Consider the following 19,287-nt stretch of genomic DNA (forward strand, 5'->3'; position numbering starts at 1 on the left):
AGTCAGTTATTCAAAATCTTATCTACTTATCTCGTGCTACTTGAACAGCTAGTTCAAAATCAGTCATCATATAATTTTCATCTAGGCGGATGAGACCATAGTACTCATTCCAAAATAGCGAATCGCTGTTGCTGGACCACTTTAATCCATACCATAGTTGAGTGACATCACTTGTATTTGATGGTGGAATTGACCATAGATGCTTCTTGAAAGTTTCTTGAACAAGCGAAACATCCAGTCGTGTAGTCAAGTCAAGTTCATTTAATTTGAAAGTAATAGAATGTTTTTTCGCTGCCTCAATACTGTCCTTGTTAAATCGAACCTGAATAACCTTAGAATCTTCTATAGCCACATCATGGTCCTCAGCACCGTAAAAGGAAATACTGCCCAGTACTATGCCATCTTTTGCTAGGAGATAGGGAGCGTAAGGAACAGCATTGCTATCAAGCCTGAAGCCTTTTTCGATGGTAACTGTTTTATCTCCAGGATACTTTTGGAAACTGTTACTTGTCAGGAGGTCTTCATAATCGCTACCACCATCGCCCTGTCTTACATAGAGGTCAAATCCAGCGTCCATCAGCTCACTGGATTTAGTTTCAGCTAAAATGATTTTACTTTCATTAATTTGTAAAATCGGTGCTTGAGGTGGCAAACCAATCGTGAGATTAAACGTGACTCCTACTAGAAAGACCATCAAAGTTATAAGGAGGGCAAGCATAGACTTCCCAGTTCGTTTTCTTGCATTGAAAAGGGCCATTAGAGCAGGTAGGAGGATCATTTTGGCTAAAATAGAATTCCCAACACCGCCTCTATTTAAGGTCTGAAAGGCAAAGATCCCTGCGATGGCAATCAGTGTCAGGTAGACCAAAATCTCGCCTAGACCCAGTTTTTCTGTTCGAGTTTGTTGATTTACAGGAGTTTCGTACAATGACTGTCCATTCTCTTTCCTCTTTTTTAGAAAGAGATAGAAACCCAGACCTAGCAGCAGATTAAAGATTGCAAAAGCAATTAAAGTACCTATAATCACTGTTCTACCCATGGCTCTCTACTCCTTTATGTTCTCTCTCAAATCTTATCTTACTCTTTAGTACCCAATTCCCAATCAATAAAACCAGCAAGAAGAAGGGGCCGCCTTCTATCAGCACAATGGGTAAAGCCACTAGAGCAATCATCAAAAAACTAGCTTTCTTTTGACGCCAACTACTGCCCCATTCTCCGTTTATCAGTGCCCCTAAATAGTCGATGTAATCAGTAAACCAAGTCAATAAGGGATTTTGAAAATCATTGAGCCTTAGGTAAATGAACATAGCAGAATATAGCAAAACATAAAGAATTCCAAGGACTAGAATAATCTTTTGACTAGTTCGAGTAGCCTCTAGAACGATTTTTTCTCTCTTCTCTGGTTTTATTTCCTTGAGACTTGGATTCTTACAAGAGAGTTTTTCAAATCTATGGTCCAGAAATCGGTAGAGATAATATTTTTTTATATCACGCTTCATAAAACCCCCAATCTAGGAAAGACACTCAATTATAAATCATGGTTTAAACATCTAATTTCAAGGAATTTCCTTCCAAATAGACGGCTTTTGACTCAGTGATTTTGATTTTTTGATCTTCTGAAAAGCCAATGGTTTCACCGTCCTTTAAGGTGACATCACTGCCTAAAACATACTGAAGAATAGACAGGAGGAAATAATATAAGTCATCGCTATTCATAGGAGACTCGATAATTTCAATCTCAGTTCTTCCAAACTCTTTCAAACCATAAGTGTAAATACTAGTTTTATCTCCCTGGTTGATAATTCCCATATAAATCCAGAGTTGAAGGGGAAGCATTTCTTCTTTCAAAAGGTCAGTCAGGTCTAGATAAAGATCTTTGGGTAAGAGCAAGGTGGTAGAACCCTGATAAATACCAATAGCTGATTGACTAGTTTTTAAGATAGAGGCATTGACTTTAGTTAATAGGGAATAAGTTTCTACTGGCGAAAGATTGTCAGACAGGATAGAAACAATGGCGTGTTGTGTGTGCTCCTGTGTATCCTTCTCAACATCCTGCCAGAGGTAAGAATAGGCATACTATTCTTCAAATTCTTGACTTGGGATAGGCAAATCCATTAGAGCCAGCGCAACGAGAGCACCATCAATCACAAATGTTGCACTAGAATCATCCCCAGAAACTTCAGAAATTTCAAGCGCCCAGTGAGATTTCAATTCCTGAACGACCTGGTCTAAAGAATAGGCCTGCTTGCCTTTGAAGAGAGGCATGGACAAGTTCAGTTGTTTTTTCTTCTCTGACTTTTCTTTCTTACTTGTAAATAGTTTTTTTAAAAAATTCACAGGACTTCTCCTTTTTCTCATATCAGTTGGAAAGCAAAGCTCTCTTACTCAAAGTAAGTCGCCATACCAAGTTTCCTCATCCTCAAAACCGTAAAATTTCTCATCAAGTAGCCAATTTCCATCCACCAATCTAAGTACAAACTGATGCTTCATTTCTAAAGCTTCTTGATAATGGGTGATGACTCTTGCTTCTTCAGCCTTTGTCATGATGAAATCTACAGAAAAATCATTCCTTTTAACATAGTTATACTCACTTGGGGAGCTATAAGAAATTCGAACTCCTCCTTCCAAGTAATTTTGAGTCACTCGTCCAGTTAGAAGTTGCATTTGCCTCTGAAAATAGTCATCCATAAGTTCATTCCAATTGGGATGAAGTTGATTTGCTGGGATGCCAAGGCCTTCTTTTTCCTTATCCAGTGCTCTGTTACGCTCAAAAATTTCCTCTTCTAACAAGGTTAAACTTTTGAGTAAATCAAGCAAGGGTGGGATGATTATTTCCGCCATAGCTCGATAGTTTTCAGGGGTATTTTTATAGTTCACTCTCATGATTCCTCTCTTAACACTCCTGGATTAATTGCTTTACTTCTATGTCTGAAAGTTGTCCATCCATGTAGAGTTTCCTAAGTAAATCTTTATCTACGGTAATTTCATAATAATCCGTCACAAAATCATAAAATCTTTCAAAGCTATCAAAAAGGTAAGAAAGCAACCATTCTCCGCCATCCTGATCTTGGTAAGTCTGTTGATGCGCGTGACCGTCATACCAGATAAAGAAGGTTGTTTCATCCTTTTGGTCTTTTGAATAAAGTGAAAGATACTTTTCATCCAGTCCTTTATAAAAACCATCAATGACGTCTTGATTCCACTCGTCAGCAGCAAACTGGCTTAAACTACTTTCATGATCAAAGCCTTTCATGAGGATCATTTTATCAGTCAAAATCACATCTAAAGAATCACCTGAGCCATTGTCAATAAAATATCGGACTCCATAGTCTTCCTCAGTCTTAATCACGAGTCTAATCCAATCCTCACTCGGATCTGTTAGATACTCATCAATAACCAGCAAGGCATCTAAGCGAGTCTTTATCTTGTCCCAATTAATCTTTTTCATCTCTAAAAACCACCATCTTATTTTTTCTATTTATCAAGATCACAAGCCCTATAACGAGCTGTTAGATAGCCTGAAAAGCTAATCTGAGGGATATTCCACTCATTAGGCAAATAAATGGAACAATCTACCTGATCACCTAGAGGGGAACTTGCTGAGAAGACATATCTTCCCAAATCCTCATTATTAAGATTTCTTTCAACTTGACTCAATCTGCTAGTATTGAACCAGTCTTTAAACAGTAGCCAGATTTGCTCGGCATCTTCGTTTAATAGGGGGACTTTCAAATTGTAGCTGATTCCGACTCTACATCTTTTTTTGAATCCTGACTCATCAGCCTTACAAACTTTTATGGATCCCTTATCATACTGCCAGTTATCACTATCTAATAGGGGAAATTGAACAGATAGATTGTCTTTAAATCCCTGCATAGTATCAAATAAATCTTTGGAGGCAGCTTCGAATAATTCTAGTTCTTCCATAGTCTTCTCTTTAATTTTCATAGCTAATCACATTTCGATTTAATCTGCATCAACCCAGATATGGTATTTTTGACAATGTAGACATCTAAACAAATAACCACAGATAGGCCCGTCTTTGACCAAGTAGTCTTCTACCTCTTGATATTCTTCACGCGCTTCATAGTCTTCCAAGACTTGCTCAGCGATTCCCATATCCTTCAATTCTTGAGTTCCAACTGTACCCAAGTAAGCACAATAATCTTGGCAACAAGAAAGCCAATATTCTCCCTGCCAACTAGAGTAGCCTGGGGTCTGACAAAAAAGCAGCTGATTCTTTTCTGGATCCAATTCACCCTGCCACTCGGCATCTTGGATAAATTCTGCATCGAATTTTTTAGCTGCTTGACCATTTGCAATACAAAATGGACAAAGGTTCTCTATGTTGTCAATACAATAAGGGATCAAGTCATAATAAATATTGCTTTCTTTCCCACAAGATGGACAAAGCTTGGCTTCTCCTTCAACAAATGAACCTGTAGCTAAGGGATCTGGATGATAGAGAAAATGTGGCAAAGACTGTAATAACTCCTGACTCTGCTTTTTATCTTCTTTTCTTAGGGGACGAGGAAGGGCATAACGATCACCATGACTCTGATTCATTTCTTGTAAACGGCTCAGTTTCTTTTTCTGTTTTCGATCTGGTTTATCTAAGATTTCGGTAAATAAGCTATAGGCACTAGTGTAGAGACCCAATTGTTCATAGAGGTCAACTAAGACTTTCTTCGCTTCTAAATCATCAGATTTAGCTAATTCATCAGCCAAATCATAGAGTGCCGCAACACTTGAAGGCTTTCCATCTTTAGCATGGTATTCCCTTGTCCGGGTGATATATTCTTGTAAATATGGATTCATCTGACTACCTTTTCTTACATGGATAAATTCTGATTAACAAATGGTGACGAGGACAATACCATTTAAGCCTAACATTGCTTTATATAAATCTTTCATTTCATCACCTGATTTTAACCTCTTATTGTCAGACAGTTAGTAAATTTCATACACAAGCTCTCTATCAACTTGAAAATATTTGTCGAATTTCACTAAAAGATAAAGGGATCCAGCTGGAGAGACACCGGCATCATAACCTAGAGCAAATTCGCCATAAGAACTACTTTTATCCAAGATTAACTCCCTTAATTCCAGTTCTGTAACTGCTTTATCAGGCCAATTATCATGGATAACCTTTTGAGCTTTTTTATCAAGGTGTTCCAAGTTTCTATATAAACTAGTCATCAAATCATCTGATAATAAGACCAAATCCTGTTCACAGTAACCTGTAAAATAAATATTTATGTCTTTATTTAGATATCGCCCTAGAAAATAGATCCCCGAATCATGTTTTTCCCAGCTTATTCCCTTCCATAATGCCAATAAATCTTCTTTGTTCATTTATTACCTCAAGCAGTTTTATTCTTTTAGGAATGTTTAATAAACTTTCTAACAAATAGTGACCAGGACATTTCCATTGAGCTCCAGAATCTTTTTGTAAAACTCTTTCATATTTACAAAACTGATTCGAATTTCATCCTTGATTTCTTCCTCTTCCTCAAGATAATCCCAAATATCAGGATACAAGTCGGCTTTCTTGCAGGCTTCCATACTAAAGTCTTCCAAGGCTCTGTGCATGTCAAAACTTTCTAGAGCTTCTATGATTTCGGCTATCTTATTTTTTTCAGTATAGGCTATGTACTCAGACACTTCTTCTAAAGGAGTCACTCCTAAAACCGCTTCTCTCAAGGGATTGTCATCCAAAAATTCTGAACTACTAAATCCTGTCAAGACAAAGACCAAGGCATCCCACATTTTGTCAATATCTAGTAAGATATCATGACTATCAGCGGAATCCTCTGCAAAATCTAACAAGTCATCTTCTTGATTGGAAAGACCTTTTATTTGATCTAATTCATCGTCTGGTAAATATTGATAATTGGCAATCATTCCCATGATTTTGCTCCTTTGAATCAGTTAGTATTATACGGATCTTTCTAGCTCTATTTCCCTAGAAAATGCTATAATGGAGCTAAGAAATTGTTTTATTGAATGTTAAATAGGGGGAAATAGTAATGTTCACTAGTATTGTTTTGGGTTTTTATGCTCTTTTCTTTCTATCCTTGTCCTTTACTATCTATCTCTATATCAGACTTGTAGTTGCGGTCAGACAAGGGAAAGATGTCCCAAAATGGATCTATAAACTCGGCCATGCCATTCAAGGTAGAATTCACGTTGACTATGAAGAAATCACAGATGCTAATGCCCTTAAAGAGATTCATTGGTTCTTGCTGATCTATTTAATCGTAAATCTACTGGTATTGGCTGGCTTCTACTATCATGGCAATAGCCTTCCGCAAGCAATTTATGAATGTTTGAAAAAACAATTTTTTATCGTACTTGTTAGTATGGTTTTAAAAAGTATTGGTAAATTTATTGTACTAGCTATAAGAAAAAACTTTCATAACAGTCATGCTTATGCATCAATCAACGCTTTTGTCGGGACAGCCTTTTTAACGAGTTATGTTTTTATGTTTTGCATGATGATGAGTGGTCTTCCAGCTCAACCTGTTCCAGTAACCATTCAAGATACCACTGTCATTATCGGGGAGAGCAAGGCTTCCGAGCTTTTAGAGCAAGGTTTCACCTTCGAAGATAAAGGTGCAAATAGTCCTATCACCAATCCAAAAAACGACCATTTCTACTACGGCCAGCTTCTCGAAATCAAGCGTGAAGATCAGTCCTATGGTTTTATGATCCTTACTCCTACTGGCAAAGATACTGATCAACTCAAAAACTGTGTCATTACCTACTATAGAACGCCTAAGGATGCCCATCAATTGCAGGGAATTTCTATCAATCATGTCAGTTTAGCAAATCTCAAGCTCCAAGATTTTCAAACAAGAAAATTAATCGATATCTTTGAATTCAATCCTGCTGATTACAATGTCGCTGAGACTGACTCAAACTACATCCTAACCATTCAAACGGCAGATTACGACCTCTGGAAAAGATACAGGATTGAAGCCAAGTTCAATTCAGATGGTTCCATAGATAGTTATGGTGTTAGAGCTCAACACAGTATGTGGGAATGATTGACCATTTTCCCCTTTATCACATAAGCATTAAACTGAAAAAACATCATCGACAAGTTTATAGGTTTCGATGCGAAGGCCAGAAGAGCCCATATCTCTAGTGATTTCTTCATAAATATCTTCTAAATTTTGGGCTGGTGCTAGCATCCAAAGACTAAAAGGTCTAAGTTTCACCTGTCCAATTTTTTCAATATTATCTAATAATTGCCCTAAATCTTTGTGATTGAACCAGCAATCTGTAACGAGAGCAAACTTTGTATTGTCCATCTTATAGGAGATATGACTGGTCAAAAAATCATCGATGGTGGGCCGTTTTGTTTGTAAGAGGCGCGTGCAAGCCAGATGGTACTCAAGCTTTCTGGGACTCTGATCAACCATAGATACAAAGACAAGACCATACTCATCTTGGAACTTAACAGCAAGGATATCCCCTTCTTCAAAATAAGGTTTGCGTTTAGTTTTGGTTTTAGGGACCTTTAGAGGTCTAGGATTTTCAGTTTGCAACTGAACTGCAAGTTTTTCCAAGACCTTCTGCCTTTGCTTCAAAGCCTTTGGATCTATTTCCAACCAAAATGGATCAGCCCCTTTTTTGATAAGCTCTAATGTTTTATCTCTGATGTCGTCTGTCAGGTGACCAATCTTCCACAGTGAGTAGGCAAGAGCTGTCCAATAAATTTCTGTAAAAAAGTCTGTTTGACAGTAATCTTTTTCCGCATCGAGAATATCCTTGATAATATTTGCTACATGTTCACCATCTCTATAGCGACCAACTACCTCATTGTAAATGTCATAACCTTGATCACTGTCAATAATTTTAACGCCATCAATAGCCATACTCAACTCCTAATGCTCAATCAACATCTTATTGATAAATCTCAAAACTTATTTAATCTTATGCTTGTTCATTTTCTCTTGGAAAATATCTGTAAGAATTTGTCGCAATTCTTGAGCTTCCTTTTCAGGAAGTTGGCCTTCTTGTTCAGCTACAGCGTACAACTCTGGATACTCGAGCGAGATTCTCTTAACGGTACGTGTAATAGCATGTTTTCTAACAAAAAATGGAATCCGTTTAATCATATCTTGAGGAATTAAGGCGATAATCTTATCGGCTGTTTCCTTATCGTTCAGTTTAGAAAAAGTGAGTCCCTTTTTAATCATTTCTTGTTCTTTTTCTGTAAAATCTTTAATATCCATTGTGTCTCCTTATAACTATATTATTTACTACTATTATACTATTTTTTTAATTGGTCGAATGAAAAATCTCTATAAATCCTCTCTTGCCCAAGAACGGAATCTGTTGTAACAGGTAGTTTTTCCAGCAAATCTTGGATATCAATATCATTGGGAAGAGGATTAAATTCTCCCAGACTATTTTCCTGAAGATGTGCTGCAAAGATAAACTCTCCCTTTTCCCAATCCATAGCACAATCATTGATAACATCCACCGGCGACAGATCCAGTAGTTCTTGCTCTTGCGATATAAAAGTTTCGTAGATAAACTCAAAAATAGCTTCCTTATCAATTTTTACAACTCTTAATGTATATTCATCCATGCTTGCTGTCCTCTAATCATATCAATTTAACTATCATTCGGTTGGTAACTTCTTATCCCACTCTTTAGGCAAATCATCCCCAAAATACTATTTTTAGAGTTGAACCCACTTATCATTATCCATAATAAAGGACTTCGCTAGATCTTCACCTGTATAGTTTTCGTATTTTGTATCTAGATATTTGTAGCAATCTTCCTTGGTTGCAAATTTGATAGCTTGATAAGGCTCCTCAAAGGTTAACTTTTCGACAAAGAGATAACCGTCCTCGCTTGGCACAAATATGCCGACATGACCGATAAAGAGAGATTGACCATCCAAGTCATCATGAACTACAACAGACAGCACTCGAGCATTTTCATTAAACTTGAATTGAGAAAGGAATTGTTCCATCTTTGCAGCATGCACCTTAACATCTGTCGTTGCTTCGGTCTTGACTCTTGAGAATAAAATATCAAAAGCATCCTTGTCTTCTGCATCAAAGACCTTACCTTTGTCAATGGCATCATTATCGACAAACAAGAGAGAATCATCTTTCTCTAATTTAGGAATTTCGATAGAATTTTTTAATAAACAATAACTGTTAATACGACAGTTGGTACCGACAAAATCACCCTTTTTAGGCGTCCAAAGATTGCTTATCTTTTCAACATCATAGTCTGTTTTGGTAAATGTAGAAAAATCTCCAGTTAAGCCTACTGAACCGACAGTCGCGTTGTAATCATTGACAAGGTTGAAAAATGCATCGACACTATCTTTATCCAAATGTGCAGCCAAGGCTTTTCGAACTTCTTCTGAACTTTCCTTGCTATTGAGGTTGCTATAGGTTCCTTAACCACCTTAGTAGTTGAACTATTCTGTTTTTCCGTAGATTGGTTTTGGTTTGTACCACAGGCAGCTAAAGTAAAGAAAGCTAAACCACAGCAGCTCATTAATCTGATTTTTTTAGATACTTTCATAAAATATTTCCTTATTTACTAAGATTTTTCAGGTCGATTAGCTTCTCTTATATTATAGTTCAAATTTATTTTAAGTCCAAGCATTTTGCTGAATAAAGTAGATTTTAAATCATTAAAAAGGAAGCTGGCACACAGCACGCTCCCTAATAAGTGAAATATCTATGAAATCTTTAATTTTAGTCACCTTTTAGCTGTACCTGTGTATGTGCTATAAGGTCACCTAGATGTCGCTTATCCTTCCTGAAAACCATCATTACAAGTAGGGCAACTGCGAGGAGAGTAGCTAAAAACGAGAGAATAATAGATAAGGAATCAAACTCACTATAGAAACCATGTATCGTGCCCATATGACCTATTTGCCAAGGAAAAAATTTAATGGTGTTTCTAAGCAAGCTAGCTTGCACTGTTTTTTTCTTGTAAACCAATTGAAGTCCTGCTTTCGCCTTCCCGAAACTCCCATTTTTTGTATAATCTAAGAATGTAAAAAGTAGAATGATTGGCAAAACAGAGGTAAAAAATACAAGACACTGCGACTGAATTTCTGTAAACTCTGGAATACCATTAAAAAAATAGTGTAAAAAAGCATAGAACCCAAAAACAGAAGTGCTAAATAAGCTAGAATGAAAAGATAATCAAATAGTAATTCAATCATTCTTTTTTTAAACGAAATAGAATTAATTGCTAAAATCTTCCTCATCATCTCCTCCTTTGTTATCTACTATTCTTTTCAAAAGTTTTATTCTTTCGGTTGAGAATATACTTCGATATGCTGACCTAGTACCTTGATTTCTACAGGTAGATTATCGGATTTGTCACCATCAACATCCGTTTCCAATTCACTATCTGAAGAGATTTTTATATGTCGAGCTTTCAGATACTCGATATTGTCATTTACGACAACATCCCCTTTTAATAAATCAGGGATAACTGACAATTTAGTAAGAATTGACGCATCTTTTAGAATCAAAATATTAGCATAACCATCCTTGTCTTCATCAAAGATTTTTTTGTCAGCGAAATAATTTGTGAGGAGAACTAAAACATGACTGGCTGGGCCAATGTAATTAGCATTATCAGTCTCAACTTTAATGTTAAATGCTTGATCTGTAACCACAGACTTCATGGTATTAATCGCATAGGCGAGCATACCAAACTTTGTTTTATCTTCTATCCCAACGTTGTGGATAGCTTCTGGCAAAGAGCCAATACTAAAGATATAACCAAAATAATTTCCATTTGATTTTCCAATATCAATCTTGTTTGTAGAACTGAAATCAAGCTCGTCAATAGCACTATCAATATCCTGAGAGATTTCTAATAGTTTCGTAATGAGATTTCCAGTTCCTCCTGGGATAATCGCCAGTTTAGGAATATAGTCTTTTTCAGCGATACCAGAAATTACTTCATTGACAGTCCCATCTCCACCAAAAACAAGAACTGCATCATACTGCTCTCGAGCAGCTTCTTCTGCAAAGTTTGTTGCATCTTGCGCTTTTTCCGTAATTTTAATCTCTACATCATCAAAGTAGTCTCTAGCTTTATTCTCCAGCTTCACCTTATAATCCAGAGCTTTTTCACCTCCAGATGTTGGATTAATAATCACCATAATTTTATTCATTTATTGTTCTCCTGTCATTAGATTTTCTTACTTTAACTAACCATCTCAAGTTTGGTCCATATAAATTTTGATCGCTTGGTATTCCTGCTCTTTAGCATAGGCAAACACCTCTGAAGCTCTAATGTAATCAAAGATATTTTCCTCTAAATCTTCATCCCAGATCGATTCATGAAATATTTCATTCTCTTGACATGCTTCATAGAAAATATCGAGGTGAACCTGATAAAACTCTTCATCTTCATTTGAGGCTTGTCTTACTAAGGATAGTTGAAACATTGGCTTATCAGATATAGCTGTAAATGTCCCCGTTTCAAATAAAATCATCTCATCCTCAATAGGCTGACGACACAAGTCTTCAAAGATTGCTACTATTTCCTCTAAGGGCATCTTATCGGTGATTCTTTCTCTTAAAAATTCAAGTGATTGCTTCATATTTTTTCTCTTTCTAGATGTTTTCGTTCTTAGAATAATCCTATTAAAAAATTGAATCCCTACACCTTTTATTATACTACATAAACAGAAAAAAAGACCTAACCAGCGGGCCCTTACCTTTGTCTCAGTCTAGATCTTTTTGATAATCGGAAAAACCTCTGTAAGGACGTCTATCCCAAAATTAATTCCCTGTACTTGGTAGTGATAGATTGGGGCTAAGCAAAGTTTAAAACTCACAGATACAACTTTCATCTCACATTCTTTAGAAATTCTCACGATTAACTTCTTCAAAATAGTCATCCAGATGATGGTAGATTTGCATATCTTCTTCTGAACCATCTTTCAAAACTGCAAATACCTTCACTTTATCATCATTGACAAATACGAAATTATGTTCACCAAAATAAGCCTGATAACCCTTGTCAACTAAGGTCCAAAGTTCATCTTTTGTTAAACCAAAAATATCTTTTTTTACAAGATAGGTTTTCCCGATTTCCATTTTCATGATAGATATTTCTCCTTAAGAAGCTAGATAGTGCTAGATGTTTCTCTTTACTGCTCAATCCGTCTACTAAAGCAGTGGCATACACTCACAAAGAACTTTGTTTGACTATTGAATATCTTCCATCGCTTCTTTCACATATCCTTCGACATCTTCAATCTCTACAAACAACGGGTCTAAGTGACATAGGAAGTGCCAATCTTCGGTGTCGCGTTTTCTGTAGACAATCGCTTCACCGTCTTCACTTCCGAAAAAGCTTCTGTCGACTTCGTACCCTTTGCTTTCTAAGAAAGCTTTTGCCTTGCGAAAGTTTGCTTCTCTGGCTTCGACATAAGCTTTCACTTCATCGTTGTTAACGACATACGCGTCTACTTTTGTAGCTCCTTCGATCACTTTATCGTTTTTAAAGGATAGATTCGAAACCTCTTTCCAAATAATGTCCACATTTTCCTCAGAATTAAACGAAAACCTAGATAAAGGGACAATATTTCCGTTAAAGACAATCTCCATATAATCCGGTAGATTTTTTGAATTAAAATATTCCACTTCAAAACCATCTTCGTTTTCTAATGTATACCCAGGGATTTGAGTTACAAATTCCCGTCCTTCTTCTAAAGTCTCAAATGAGACTAAATCCTTTGAATAATTGTTTTGGTACAATTCTAATAGATACATCATTAATCCTTCCAATATTTGGATAGATGATAGTTTTTTAGCAAACTAATATATTTAACACGTGAGGATAGAGATTCAAGCATTCTTTTTTACCAGATAGGATTGATTGCTAAAAATTTCACCAGCTTACCTCCTCTTATCTCATCCTCAATTATAACACGTTTCCACTTACATATCAGATATTTATTATTGGACCAAATAACCTTTTGAAATAGAAAACAAGCTCACCAATTCATCAAGTCTATATTTTTTATGAGATTCTTCTTGATGTTAGATAAAGGGCTTCGACTTGCAAATCTATGGTATTTGATTCTGCTAACTTGTATAGCAGTAATAACATGCATTTTACTAATGAATAAACAAAAATCTGAGTAAATAGCTGAATAAAGCAAAATGGATTAATTACACCATTAATTTAAAAGAAAAAAGTGACGAGTTTATTTGTTATCTTGTCGCTTTGCTGTTTTTCAGTGGTCAAGCTCATGACTTGGTTAAGTTTGTTTCTGCCTTTTCTTCTCAAAAGGTGATAACTCTTTACCCTAGTATTTGCTCAACTTCCTTAATCTTATTTTTCAGAGTTTAATACTGACTAATTAGTATCCGTTATGATATCGAAACTTCTTTCTCCCATCGTCTGAGCACATCTTTTAAAGGCTCATCTAGATAGGTATAGGCTTTGTCTTTAATCCAATCAGGTATACCATAAGCAGCTTCTGCAATACTTCCTGTGATGGCAGCAAGAGTATCACTATCCCCACCAATAGAGATAGCATTTCTGATAGCGTCCTCAAAGTCTGTACTTTCAAGAAAGGCAATGATAGCTTGAGGTACCGTATTCTGGCAAGTTTCATTGAAACGATAAGTAGGACGAATTTCATCTAGTGTTTGAGAAAGATTATATCCATACTCTTGTTCTATATGCTCCTTGATAAGTCTCTTACACTCTGTAGGATTATCGTTGATCGGTTTTCCATAGTCACCACTGTAACCTCCGAAGTAATAACGACACATAAATATAGTATCAGACGTCGCCATAGCTCCTTTGACACCCTCTGGATGGTTATGAGTCACCTCTGCAGAAAGTCGTGCAACTGCTCTTCTGGACGGCCAGACTCCCGTTCGTGCACAGAAACTACAATCCATGGTCCAGGCACATGGAGAAACACGCATTGCTGAGCCATTTCCAAAGCTATTATAAGGTTCTCGATCGTCGCCATCAACCCAATTCCCAAATCTTGCACCGTAACCTGCATCGGGATACATCCTACCATATTTTTTCATGGCGTCAATAAAGTCATCCTTCTGACCGCCATTCATAATGGCTTCTGCAACAGCACAGGTCATAACCGTATCATCAGTGAAAAAACAATTCTCACGAAATAATGGAAAGTCTTTCGTTTTAATATTGTCCCATTCGTAAACCGAACCGACAATGTCTCCAACAATTGCTCCTAGCATGGTATTCCTCCTTACAAACTATTGGTTGAGACTGACATTTCTACTTTTCATACTCGTCTATTCTATCAGCATATTCAGTCAAAAGTTTTTTTGAATAAACTTTTTCTTTCTTTGAGTCTCGAACTTCTTTCCAAAGAATAGAAGCTACTTTTAGTTTATTCGAGTAGTTACCACTATTTTCGTCTGCACAGAAATCCTTTAAAAACTGATTCCATTGACAAACCGAATGATCATACTTGGCATAATCTGAATTTCCATAATAAACTTTTAACATATCTTGAATGGTAAAACTTAAATCATGTTCTCTTTTTACTTTTCTCCAAGCAGTGGCCATATCAGCAGTAAATTTAAAGGGGGAAACACCTGTTAAAGTTGAGAAATATTCTCTAAAGTGTGCGTTAAAGGAGAACCCGCATTCAAGCAAGGGCGTATCTAAGGTAACGACTTCTACTCGTTTCTTTTTCCTTTTTACTGATGATTTTTTAATCAAATTGCCCTTAAAGTACTGCTCAATAATATGATTGAGTTCTTGTTTTGTACCTCTATTTTCAAGTCCTAATGACTTGCATATCTGTGAGAGTTCATCACGATACCAATAGTATTTATTAAATTCATCAAAGGATGTGATTTTATCAAACCCAGGTCTACTCTCTATCAATATAACACCTCCTTAAAAACAGTTTAGGTTTTCATCTCAAAATAATGGAATTTTGGCTTCTTTATTTTGAGGATTAGCAACGTTTCACTAACAAACTCACACACTCAGCGGTTCGGACTTACCGTATCATCCGTGAAAAAACAATCCTCACGAAATAAAGGAAAATCCTTCGTTTTGATATTGTTCCATTCGTAAACTGAACCTACAATATCTCCAATAATTGCTCCTAGCATCCGTTTCCTCCTTATGGCATTTCAGATTCGTTACACATTTCTAATGAATCACTCTTTAAAAATGGCACCACCAAATCAATCCACTCATAAGGCAGGTAAGCTGATAAATAACCGTGGTTATACCCCTTTGCTTCATACAAAATTGTATTTGAATGTAGCTGATGAAATAATTTCGCTGATTCTTTCACACAGTTCAATTCTTTTTCACCATAGATATACAGAACCTGAGCCTTGCTAGCAGAAATCATATCTTTCAGCTTGTAACATCCCATATAGTTTTTGTAAATTGTCACCAATGTTTTGACAGGCGTCCTTGGCAAATCTTCCAAATAATAAGCTTTTATTTCCTCTGGATAAGTCAGTTTAGGATAGAGTTTGTTCATCATGCTTAACTGAAGTTTGCAAGAGAATTTATTGAACATCAACTTACCAAATAGAGACACTAGAAAGATGCTGATTTTAGCTAACCTTGGTTGAGGAATACAGAGGCTTCCGTCTATGATGGCCTTCTTAGCAATTTCACTGTCTAAAGACAAAAGCTCCATGGCAATTTGACCACCAAGTGAAACACCACCGATTGCAAACAATTTCCCATCACAGTTTGCTTTGATATAGTCTAGAATCTCCAAAGCAGAATCTTCAGTAGAAACATAATCAAGTTGATATTCCTCGCCGTGGCCATTCAAAGTGGGTAGAATTATACGATATTCTTCTGACAAGATTCGTGCTTGACGAAGATAATTCCACCAAGAACTTCCACCACCATGTATCAGTAAAATAGGAGGCAAATTCTTATCACCAAATTCATGGAATTTCATGTTTAAACTCCTTACTGTAGGACTTTCACTAGCTACACCCATGTTTAATCAGCTCGTACAAGCAGTGATACCGCCTTAACATGATGCGTCTGTAGAACTCAAAAGGTTCTGGGAGTTCAAAGCTCCACTGGAGCTTTGAAGCCTCTCACCCTAAAATGAAGGATTAACTATGTTTCTCTAACAAGCTAGCACACTCGACATGCGGTGCTAGCAAGCATCTATATTATAGAACGGAAGAGTTTAATTAGGCTTTGGGATTGTATTATTGAACGCAACTATTTACTACTCAAATAGCTAGGCAATATTTACAGATCTTTTTTTTAAAACCGCTCCTTTTGCCTTTTAATTACTTTAACAACCTCATCATGATTTTGCCCTTCAACAACTTGACATAGATGAATCCTTTGATCATCTTGACCAAATTTAACATGAAGTCTCCATCCTGAAATTTTATCAATATCTGCCCTATATACATTCCACTTAATACCAGTTACTTTATGTAATCTAGTTTTAGGAAAATCTTTAGCAATGTAATTATTATTATCTTCCAATTCTGCTATGGCTTCAATTAAAGCAGAATGATATTCTTTGGGTAAAATTCTACTACATTCAGCAATTACTCCATAATCATCCGCAAGTTTCTTAATCTGCATATCGATTCACCTCACTTTCCAAGTATGATTTTATCTCTTGGAAAAATGATTCTGATGTATTTCTTATCATTTTTTTAATATCATGGTCTCTCGAAAAAGCATATAACGTAATAATCTCTTGATTAAAAAGAGCATCATCATCAATAGAAACGATTGCTCTTGCAACCTGATCAACCTTAACTAGGTACAAAGTTGTATCTAGTCCATATTTTTCTATGTTTGGCATCGATAACTTACTAAGTTTGCCAACTGATTTTTGTATACAAAAAGAAATAATCTTCTCAATTTCTTTACTAGTTACATTATTTTTCTTGATATCTCTAGCACCGTGACCAGTAGTCTGAAAAACAACTTCTCTTTGATCTATCATTTTCACACACGCCCTCATCTATTATTCTTAAATGATTATACCACAAATATGCAACTAGGCTGTAACCATAATTAGGTTTTTATTGATTGATCAAGCTATCACTATTCAAGGTACTAATATGCTGATGCTCGTAAAATTGCATTAGTAAAATATGAAAATTAGAAATTTTTTTCAAGTGATAATTTTTTGTCATATAGTACTATAGGATTGGAATCGTAATTTTGATTTTTCAAAGTCATATAAAAGTTTTCCAAAGTAAAACCTTTTTCACGAAAAAATCTAATATATCTCTAATGTGCAATCATCGAATATACAAATCAAAATTATAAATGGAAGTAAAGAATTGTATAAAATAATCTTTAAACTCTTTCTTCATAGCGATTCCTAAGAGTTCATTAGAATCCATATCAATGAGCTGTTTTGTTGAATTCATAAAATTTTCACTATATCTTTTTTAAAAAATCCTAAATTTACTTTAGCTAAAAAATATCAAGAAAGATGGTATAACAGTTATAAAATAGGCAGATACACAATTAGGTACAAGCTTTTTGACGTAGTGCTATAATATGATTAAAGGCTATATTCTTCTACCGATATAACACTGAAAGTTTGATTCTTTTTTATGTTTTTATGGCTTTTAAATTTACATAGCTTGAAAAAATATTTATTATCTAAGTTTAATTATCTAAATCAAAACCAATCTGCCAAAATCCCATATCAAGTATTTTCATTTGAGGATATAGCATATCAGCAACAATAAATTTTTTTTGAACTGAATCTAATTGTTCTATGTTTTTCTCATAAAAATCTACTAATTGTAAAATAGATTTAATGTTATAGGTTCCACTTGCAATCTTTTGTGATCTTATTCCAGTAACAAAATATCTATCATATGCCGGAACACAACCAAGTGTGCCCATCAGTATCTTTGTGATTAGTGTATCTGATAAGTTATTTTTTAGTGCGGAACCTCTCACTTCACGCCTGATTACATCATAATAATTAGCAATAAATTCATTTATTTCCTTTAGCAATTTTTGGTTAGTTTCATTTTTAAAATCTTTACATTCTATTCCTGCTAGAGAATCATATTTATTGCTTAAGATTTCTCTTACTACAGGTATATGTACTCTATAATCCTTTTGTAATAAGAATGAAGAACCTCGATACATCCCCCAACTTGCTAAATAAAATGCAAGTTGTAAACTCAGGTAATCAAGATTTACATCATTCTCATTTCGAGCTGTCATAAAATGTGAATAACAATGCTCCCATGAACGATATCTATCATGTTCATCAGCTTTTAAATCGTTATAAAATTCAGTTGATGATTTAATAATCATATCAATTGTTTTCATACTTTCTACTTTCCTAATCAACTTTAAAATGTATAGCGTTTTCATTATTTTCTTATCCTATTATATCATTATTCAAAATAAAAAACTGCAACTTACTAGTTGCAGTTAATCATAGGTTTACTTCTGTTCCTTTTAGAAACTTATATTTTCATTTTCAGGCATAGTAAAAACATAGTTTTTTTCAAAATAAGGTTTTACCATTTCTTTCCATCTAGCTTTATGAAAATTGATTGAGTTTAAAGGAGGTAGGCCATAATTTCCCAATGCATAACCATCATTTACTTCAACAACAAGTGTCCTCCCATCACTAGTAACACCAATATCTAGTCCATAAGCTATTGGAGCATCTTTCCAACATGATATGGCTTCATCAATTACACTAGGATCAAATTGTGCATGATAATCACCTGTGTAGGGGCGAACATCTAATACGCGACCATCTAACACAAAACAACGCCATTCTGCTATGAATGCTACAACCTCACTAATCCATATAGGATAGTCAAAAGGTAAACCAATACCTATCAAATCACGGGTTCCGTTAACAACTCTTCCAGTAAAGACTTTTGAACCAGCTTTAGGCTTAATAAATTTTCCCCAATTATCAGGTATATTTACAATCTCTCCCAAAACACCTTCATAAATCTTTCGACCATAAAACTCTTTAAGCTCAATAGGATAGTCATAAACCGGAACGTTTAATCCCATCATTTTTAGTAATGCTCTAGTCCCCGTTACATAATCTACAACTATATCTTCACTTGTTAACTGTTTTATTTCAGAAAAAGATTGATATAAAATAACCTCTTCTCCTTGTAAGTAGGCACCTACTTGAGCATTGTATTTATTAATTGAAACCTCACTTGGTAATTTACTTTGTCTAATATAAACAACCATTTTATCACTCCTATATCACTAGTGTTGCACCAATTTGTAAAAAAATAATAGCATTTT

26 protein-coding genes and 2 pseudogenes are annotated in these 19,287 nt (G+C 35.4%); 1 reads left to right on the forward strand and 27 read right to left on the reverse strand.

The window, feature by feature from the left end:
- Positions 1–22: 22 nt before the first annotated feature.
- The 10 genes from M1F74_RS05210 to M1F74_RS05255 form a co-directional block, all read right to left on the reverse strand.
- On the reverse strand, positions 23–1,039 hold the full coding sequence (locus M1F74_RS05210; protein ID WP_000533840.1) for a hypothetical protein: 1,017 nt from the start codon (positions 1,037–1,039) through the stop codon (positions 23–25).
- Positions 1,032–1,499, reverse strand: a complete 468-nt coding sequence (locus M1F74_RS05215) for a hypothetical protein (RefSeq protein ID WP_000817463.1) — start codon at positions 1,497–1,499, stop codon at positions 1,032–1,034. The genes M1F74_RS05210 and M1F74_RS05215 overlap by 8 nt, the downstream gene beginning before the upstream one ends.
- A gap of 43 nt (positions 1,500–1,542) precedes the next feature.
- Entirely contained in the window at positions 1,543–1,890 is a 348-nt protein-coding gene (locus M1F74_RS10145) for a DUF4261 domain-containing protein (RefSeq protein WP_247946509.1), read from the reverse strand.
- 186 nt (positions 1,891–2,076) lie between these two features.
- Positions 2,077–2,337, reverse strand: coding sequence for a hypothetical protein (locus tag M1F74_RS10150; RefSeq protein ID WP_247946510.1), 261 nt, complete (start codon positions 2,335–2,337; stop codon positions 2,077–2,079).
- Positions 2,338–2,385: 48 nt separating this feature from the next.
- Positions 2,386–2,883, reverse strand: coding sequence for a hypothetical protein (locus tag M1F74_RS05230; RefSeq protein WP_247946511.1), 498 nt, complete (start codon positions 2,881–2,883; stop codon positions 2,386–2,388).
- 10 nt (positions 2,884–2,893) lie between these two features.
- On the reverse strand, positions 2,894–3,448 hold the full coding sequence (locus tag M1F74_RS05235) for a hypothetical protein (RefSeq protein ID WP_247946512.1): 555 nt from the start codon (positions 3,446–3,448) through the stop codon (positions 2,894–2,896).
- Positions 3,449–3,474: 26 nt separating this feature from the next.
- Positions 3,475–3,948 (reverse strand): hypothetical protein, encoded by a 474-nt coding sequence (locus tag M1F74_RS05240; protein WP_193431810.1) that lies wholly within the window; start codon positions 3,946–3,948, stop codon positions 3,475–3,477.
- Positions 3,949–3,966: 18 nt separating this feature from the next.
- The gene (locus M1F74_RS05245; RefSeq protein WP_084911082.1) at positions 3,967–4,818 is read right to left on the reverse strand and encodes a CbrC family protein; all 852 of its coding nucleotides are present in this window, start codon (positions 4,816–4,818) and stop codon (positions 3,967–3,969) included.
- Between the two features lie 132 nt (positions 4,819–4,950).
- Positions 4,951–5,355, reverse strand: a complete 405-nt coding sequence (locus M1F74_RS05250; protein ID WP_001030857.1) for a hypothetical protein — start codon at positions 5,353–5,355, stop codon at positions 4,951–4,953.
- A gap of 48 nt (positions 5,356–5,403) precedes the next feature.
- Positions 5,404–5,910 (reverse strand): YfbM family protein, encoded by a 507-nt coding sequence (locus tag M1F74_RS05255; RefSeq protein ID WP_000525326.1) that lies wholly within the window; start codon positions 5,908–5,910, stop codon positions 5,404–5,406.
- A gap of 119 nt (positions 5,911–6,029) precedes the next feature.
- On the opposite strand from M1F74_RS05255, the gene M1F74_RS05260 reads away from it, so the two are divergent.
- Positions 6,030–7,049 carry a hypothetical protein gene (locus tag M1F74_RS05260; RefSeq protein ID WP_247946513.1) on the forward strand — a complete coding sequence of 340 codons (1,020 nt, stop codon included), beginning with the start codon at positions 6,030–6,032 and terminating at the stop codon, positions 7,047–7,049.
- Positions 7,050–7,079: 30 nt separating this feature from the next.
- Here the strand turns inward: M1F74_RS05260 and M1F74_RS05265 are convergent, their stop codons facing one another.
- From M1F74_RS05265 to M1F74_RS05345, 17 genes and pseudogenes are all read right to left on the reverse strand, one after another.
- Complete coding sequence (locus tag M1F74_RS05265; RefSeq protein WP_247946514.1) at positions 7,080–7,883, reverse strand: hypothetical protein; 804 nt, start codon at positions 7,881–7,883, stop codon at positions 7,080–7,082.
- 48 nt (positions 7,884–7,931) lie between these two features.
- Positions 7,932–8,243 carry a hypothetical protein gene (locus M1F74_RS05270; protein ID WP_000351658.1) on the reverse strand — a complete coding sequence of 104 codons (312 nt, stop codon included), beginning with the start codon at positions 8,241–8,243 and terminating at the stop codon, positions 7,932–7,934.
- Between the two features lie 38 nt (positions 8,244–8,281).
- The gene (locus M1F74_RS05275) at positions 8,282–8,602 is read right to left on the reverse strand and encodes a hypothetical protein (RefSeq protein ID WP_084911079.1); all 321 of its coding nucleotides are present in this window, start codon (positions 8,600–8,602) and stop codon (positions 8,282–8,284) included.
- Positions 8,603–8,695: 93 nt separating this feature from the next.
- Positions 8,696–9,558: pseudogene (locus tag M1F74_RS05280) on the reverse strand (DUF4300 family protein).
- Positions 9,559–9,734: 176 nt separating this feature from the next.
- Positions 9,735–10,255: pseudogene (locus M1F74_RS05285) on the reverse strand (RDD family protein).
- 39 nt (positions 10,256–10,294) lie between these two features.
- The gene (locus M1F74_RS05290; protein WP_247946515.1) at positions 10,295–11,176 is read right to left on the reverse strand and encodes a diacylglycerol/lipid kinase family protein; all 882 of its coding nucleotides are present in this window, start codon (positions 11,174–11,176) and stop codon (positions 10,295–10,297) included.
- A 45-nt stretch (positions 11,177–11,221) separates the two neighbouring features.
- Positions 11,222–11,608, reverse strand: coding sequence for a hypothetical protein (locus tag M1F74_RS05295; RefSeq protein WP_247946516.1), 387 nt, complete (start codon positions 11,606–11,608; stop codon positions 11,222–11,224).
- A 262-nt stretch (positions 11,609–11,870) separates the two neighbouring features.
- Positions 11,871–12,113, reverse strand: coding sequence for a hypothetical protein (locus tag M1F74_RS05300; RefSeq protein WP_000781504.1), 243 nt, complete (start codon positions 12,111–12,113; stop codon positions 11,871–11,873).
- 105 nt (positions 12,114–12,218) lie between these two features.
- Positions 12,219–12,785 carry a hypothetical protein gene (locus tag M1F74_RS05305; RefSeq protein WP_247946556.1) on the reverse strand — a complete coding sequence of 189 codons (567 nt, stop codon included), beginning with the start codon at positions 12,783–12,785 and terminating at the stop codon, positions 12,219–12,221.
- Between the two features lie 603 nt (positions 12,786–13,388).
- A complete protein-coding gene (locus tag M1F74_RS05310; RefSeq protein ID WP_109290007.1) occupies positions 13,389–14,243 on the reverse strand; it encodes an ADP-ribosylglycohydrolase family protein in 855 nt (284 codons plus the stop codon).
- A 40-nt stretch (positions 14,244–14,283) separates the two neighbouring features.
- The gene (locus M1F74_RS05315; protein ID WP_247946517.1) at positions 14,284–14,901 is read right to left on the reverse strand and encodes an SAP domain-containing protein; all 618 of its coding nucleotides are present in this window, start codon (positions 14,899–14,901) and stop codon (positions 14,284–14,286) included.
- Between the two features lie 104 nt (positions 14,902–15,005).
- Positions 15,006–15,134: an ADP-ribosylglycohydrolase gene (locus M1F74_RS05320; RefSeq protein ID WP_096407254.1), complete on the reverse strand. Its 129-nt coding sequence runs from the start codon at positions 15,132–15,134 to the stop codon at positions 15,006–15,008.
- Between the two features lie 11 nt (positions 15,135–15,145).
- Complete coding sequence (locus tag M1F74_RS05325) at positions 15,146–15,952, reverse strand: alpha/beta fold hydrolase (protein WP_247946518.1); 807 nt, start codon at positions 15,950–15,952, stop codon at positions 15,146–15,148.
- 320 nt (positions 15,953–16,272) lie between these two features.
- On the reverse strand, positions 16,273–16,605 hold the full coding sequence (locus tag M1F74_RS05330; RefSeq protein WP_247946519.1) for a hypothetical protein: 333 nt from the start codon (positions 16,603–16,605) through the stop codon (positions 16,273–16,275).
- Positions 16,595–16,981 (reverse strand): hypothetical protein, encoded by a 387-nt coding sequence (locus tag M1F74_RS05335; protein WP_247946520.1) that lies wholly within the window; start codon positions 16,979–16,981, stop codon positions 16,595–16,597. Before M1F74_RS05335 ends, M1F74_RS05330 begins: the two co-directional genes overlap by 11 nt.
- A gap of 671 nt (positions 16,982–17,652) precedes the next feature.
- Positions 17,653–18,333: a hypothetical protein gene (locus M1F74_RS05340; RefSeq protein ID WP_247946521.1), complete on the reverse strand. Its 681-nt coding sequence runs from the start codon at positions 18,331–18,333 to the stop codon at positions 17,653–17,655.
- Between the two features lie 132 nt (positions 18,334–18,465).
- Positions 18,466–19,230 carry an ATP-grasp domain-containing protein gene (locus M1F74_RS05345; protein WP_247946522.1) on the reverse strand — a complete coding sequence of 255 codons (765 nt, stop codon included), beginning with the start codon at positions 19,228–19,230 and terminating at the stop codon, positions 18,466–18,468.
- Positions 19,231–19,287: the final 57 nt, after the last annotated feature.

Source organism: Streptococcus oralis, assembly GCF_023109315.1.
In the GTDB taxonomy this organism is placed as follows: Bacteria; Bacillota; Bacilli; order Lactobacillales; family Streptococcaceae; genus Streptococcus; species Streptococcus oralis_BS.

Coding starts and splice junctions, on each gene's coding strand:
- M1F74_RS05305 (WP_247946556.1), bottom strand. CDS start 12,785: ATGTATCTATTAGAATTGTACCAAAACAATTATTCAAAGGATTTAGTC.
- M1F74_RS05245 (WP_084911082.1), bottom strand. CDS start 4,818: ATGAATCCATATTTACAAGAATATATCACCCGGACAAGGGAATACCAT.
- M1F74_RS05235 (WP_247946512.1), bottom strand. CDS start 3,448: ATGAAAAAGATTAATTGGGACAAGATAAAGACTCGCTTAGATGCCTTG.
- M1F74_RS05330 (WP_247946519.1), bottom strand. CDS start 16,605: ATGCAGATTAAGAAACTTGCGGATGATTATGGAGTAATTGCTGAATGT.
- M1F74_RS05310 (WP_109290007.1), bottom strand. CDS start 14,243: ATGCTAGGAGCAATTGTTGGAGACATTGTCGGTTCGGTTTACGAATGG.
- M1F74_RS05210 (WP_000533840.1), bottom strand. CDS start 1,039: ATGGGTAGAACAGTGATTATAGGTACTTTAATTGCTTTTGCAATCTTT.
- M1F74_RS05255 (WP_000525326.1), bottom strand. CDS start 5,910: ATGGGAATGATTGCCAATTATCAATATTTACCAGACGATGAATTAGAT.
- M1F74_RS05295 (WP_247946516.1), bottom strand. CDS start 11,608: ATGAAGCAATCACTTGAATTTTTAAGAGAAAGAATCACCGATAAGATG.
- M1F74_RS05250 (WP_001030857.1), bottom strand. CDS start 5,355: ATGAACAAAGAAGATTTATTGGCATTATGGAAGGGAATAAGCTGGGAA.
- M1F74_RS05215 (WP_000817463.1), bottom strand. CDS start 1,499: ATGAAGCGTGATATAAAAAAATATTATCTCTACCGATTTCTGGACCAT.
- M1F74_RS05325 (WP_247946518.1), bottom strand. CDS start 15,952: ATGAAATTCCATGAATTTGGTGATAAGAATTTGCCTCCTATTTTACTG.
- M1F74_RS05345 (WP_247946522.1), bottom strand. CDS start 19,230: ATGGTTGTTTATATTAGACAAAGTAAATTACCAAGTGAGGTTTCAATT.
- M1F74_RS05230 (WP_247946511.1), bottom strand. CDS start 2,883: ATGAGAGTGAACTATAAAAATACCCCTGAAAACTATCGAGCTATGGCG.
- M1F74_RS05340 (WP_247946521.1), bottom strand. CDS start 18,333: ATGAAAACAATTGATATGATTATTAAATCATCAACTGAATTTTATAAC.
- M1F74_RS05300 (WP_000781504.1), bottom strand. CDS start 12,113: ATGAAAATGGAAATCGGGAAAACCTATCTTGTAAAAAAAGATATTTTT.
- M1F74_RS05240 (WP_193431810.1), bottom strand. CDS start 3,948: ATGAAAATTAAAGAGAAGACTATGGAAGAACTAGAATTATTCGAAGCT.
- M1F74_RS05320 (WP_096407254.1), bottom strand. CDS start 15,134: ATGCTAGGAGCAATTATTGGAGATATTGTAGGTTCAGTTTACGAATGG.
- M1F74_RS05260 (WP_247946513.1), top strand. CDS start 6,030: ATGTTCACTAGTATTGTTTTGGGTTTTTATGCTCTTTTCTTTCTATCC.
- M1F74_RS05290 (WP_247946515.1), bottom strand. CDS start 11,176: ATGAATAAAATTATGGTGATTATTAATCCAACATCTGGAGGTGAAAAA.
- M1F74_RS05275 (WP_084911079.1), bottom strand. CDS start 8,602: ATGGATGAATATACATTAAGAGTTGTAAAAATTGATAAGGAAGCTATT.
- M1F74_RS05265 (WP_247946514.1), bottom strand. CDS start 7,883: ATGGCTATTGATGGCGTTAAAATTATTGACAGTGATCAAGGTTATGAC.
- M1F74_RS05270 (WP_000351658.1), bottom strand. CDS start 8,243: ATGGATATTAAAGATTTTACAGAAAAAGAACAAGAAATGATTAAAAAG.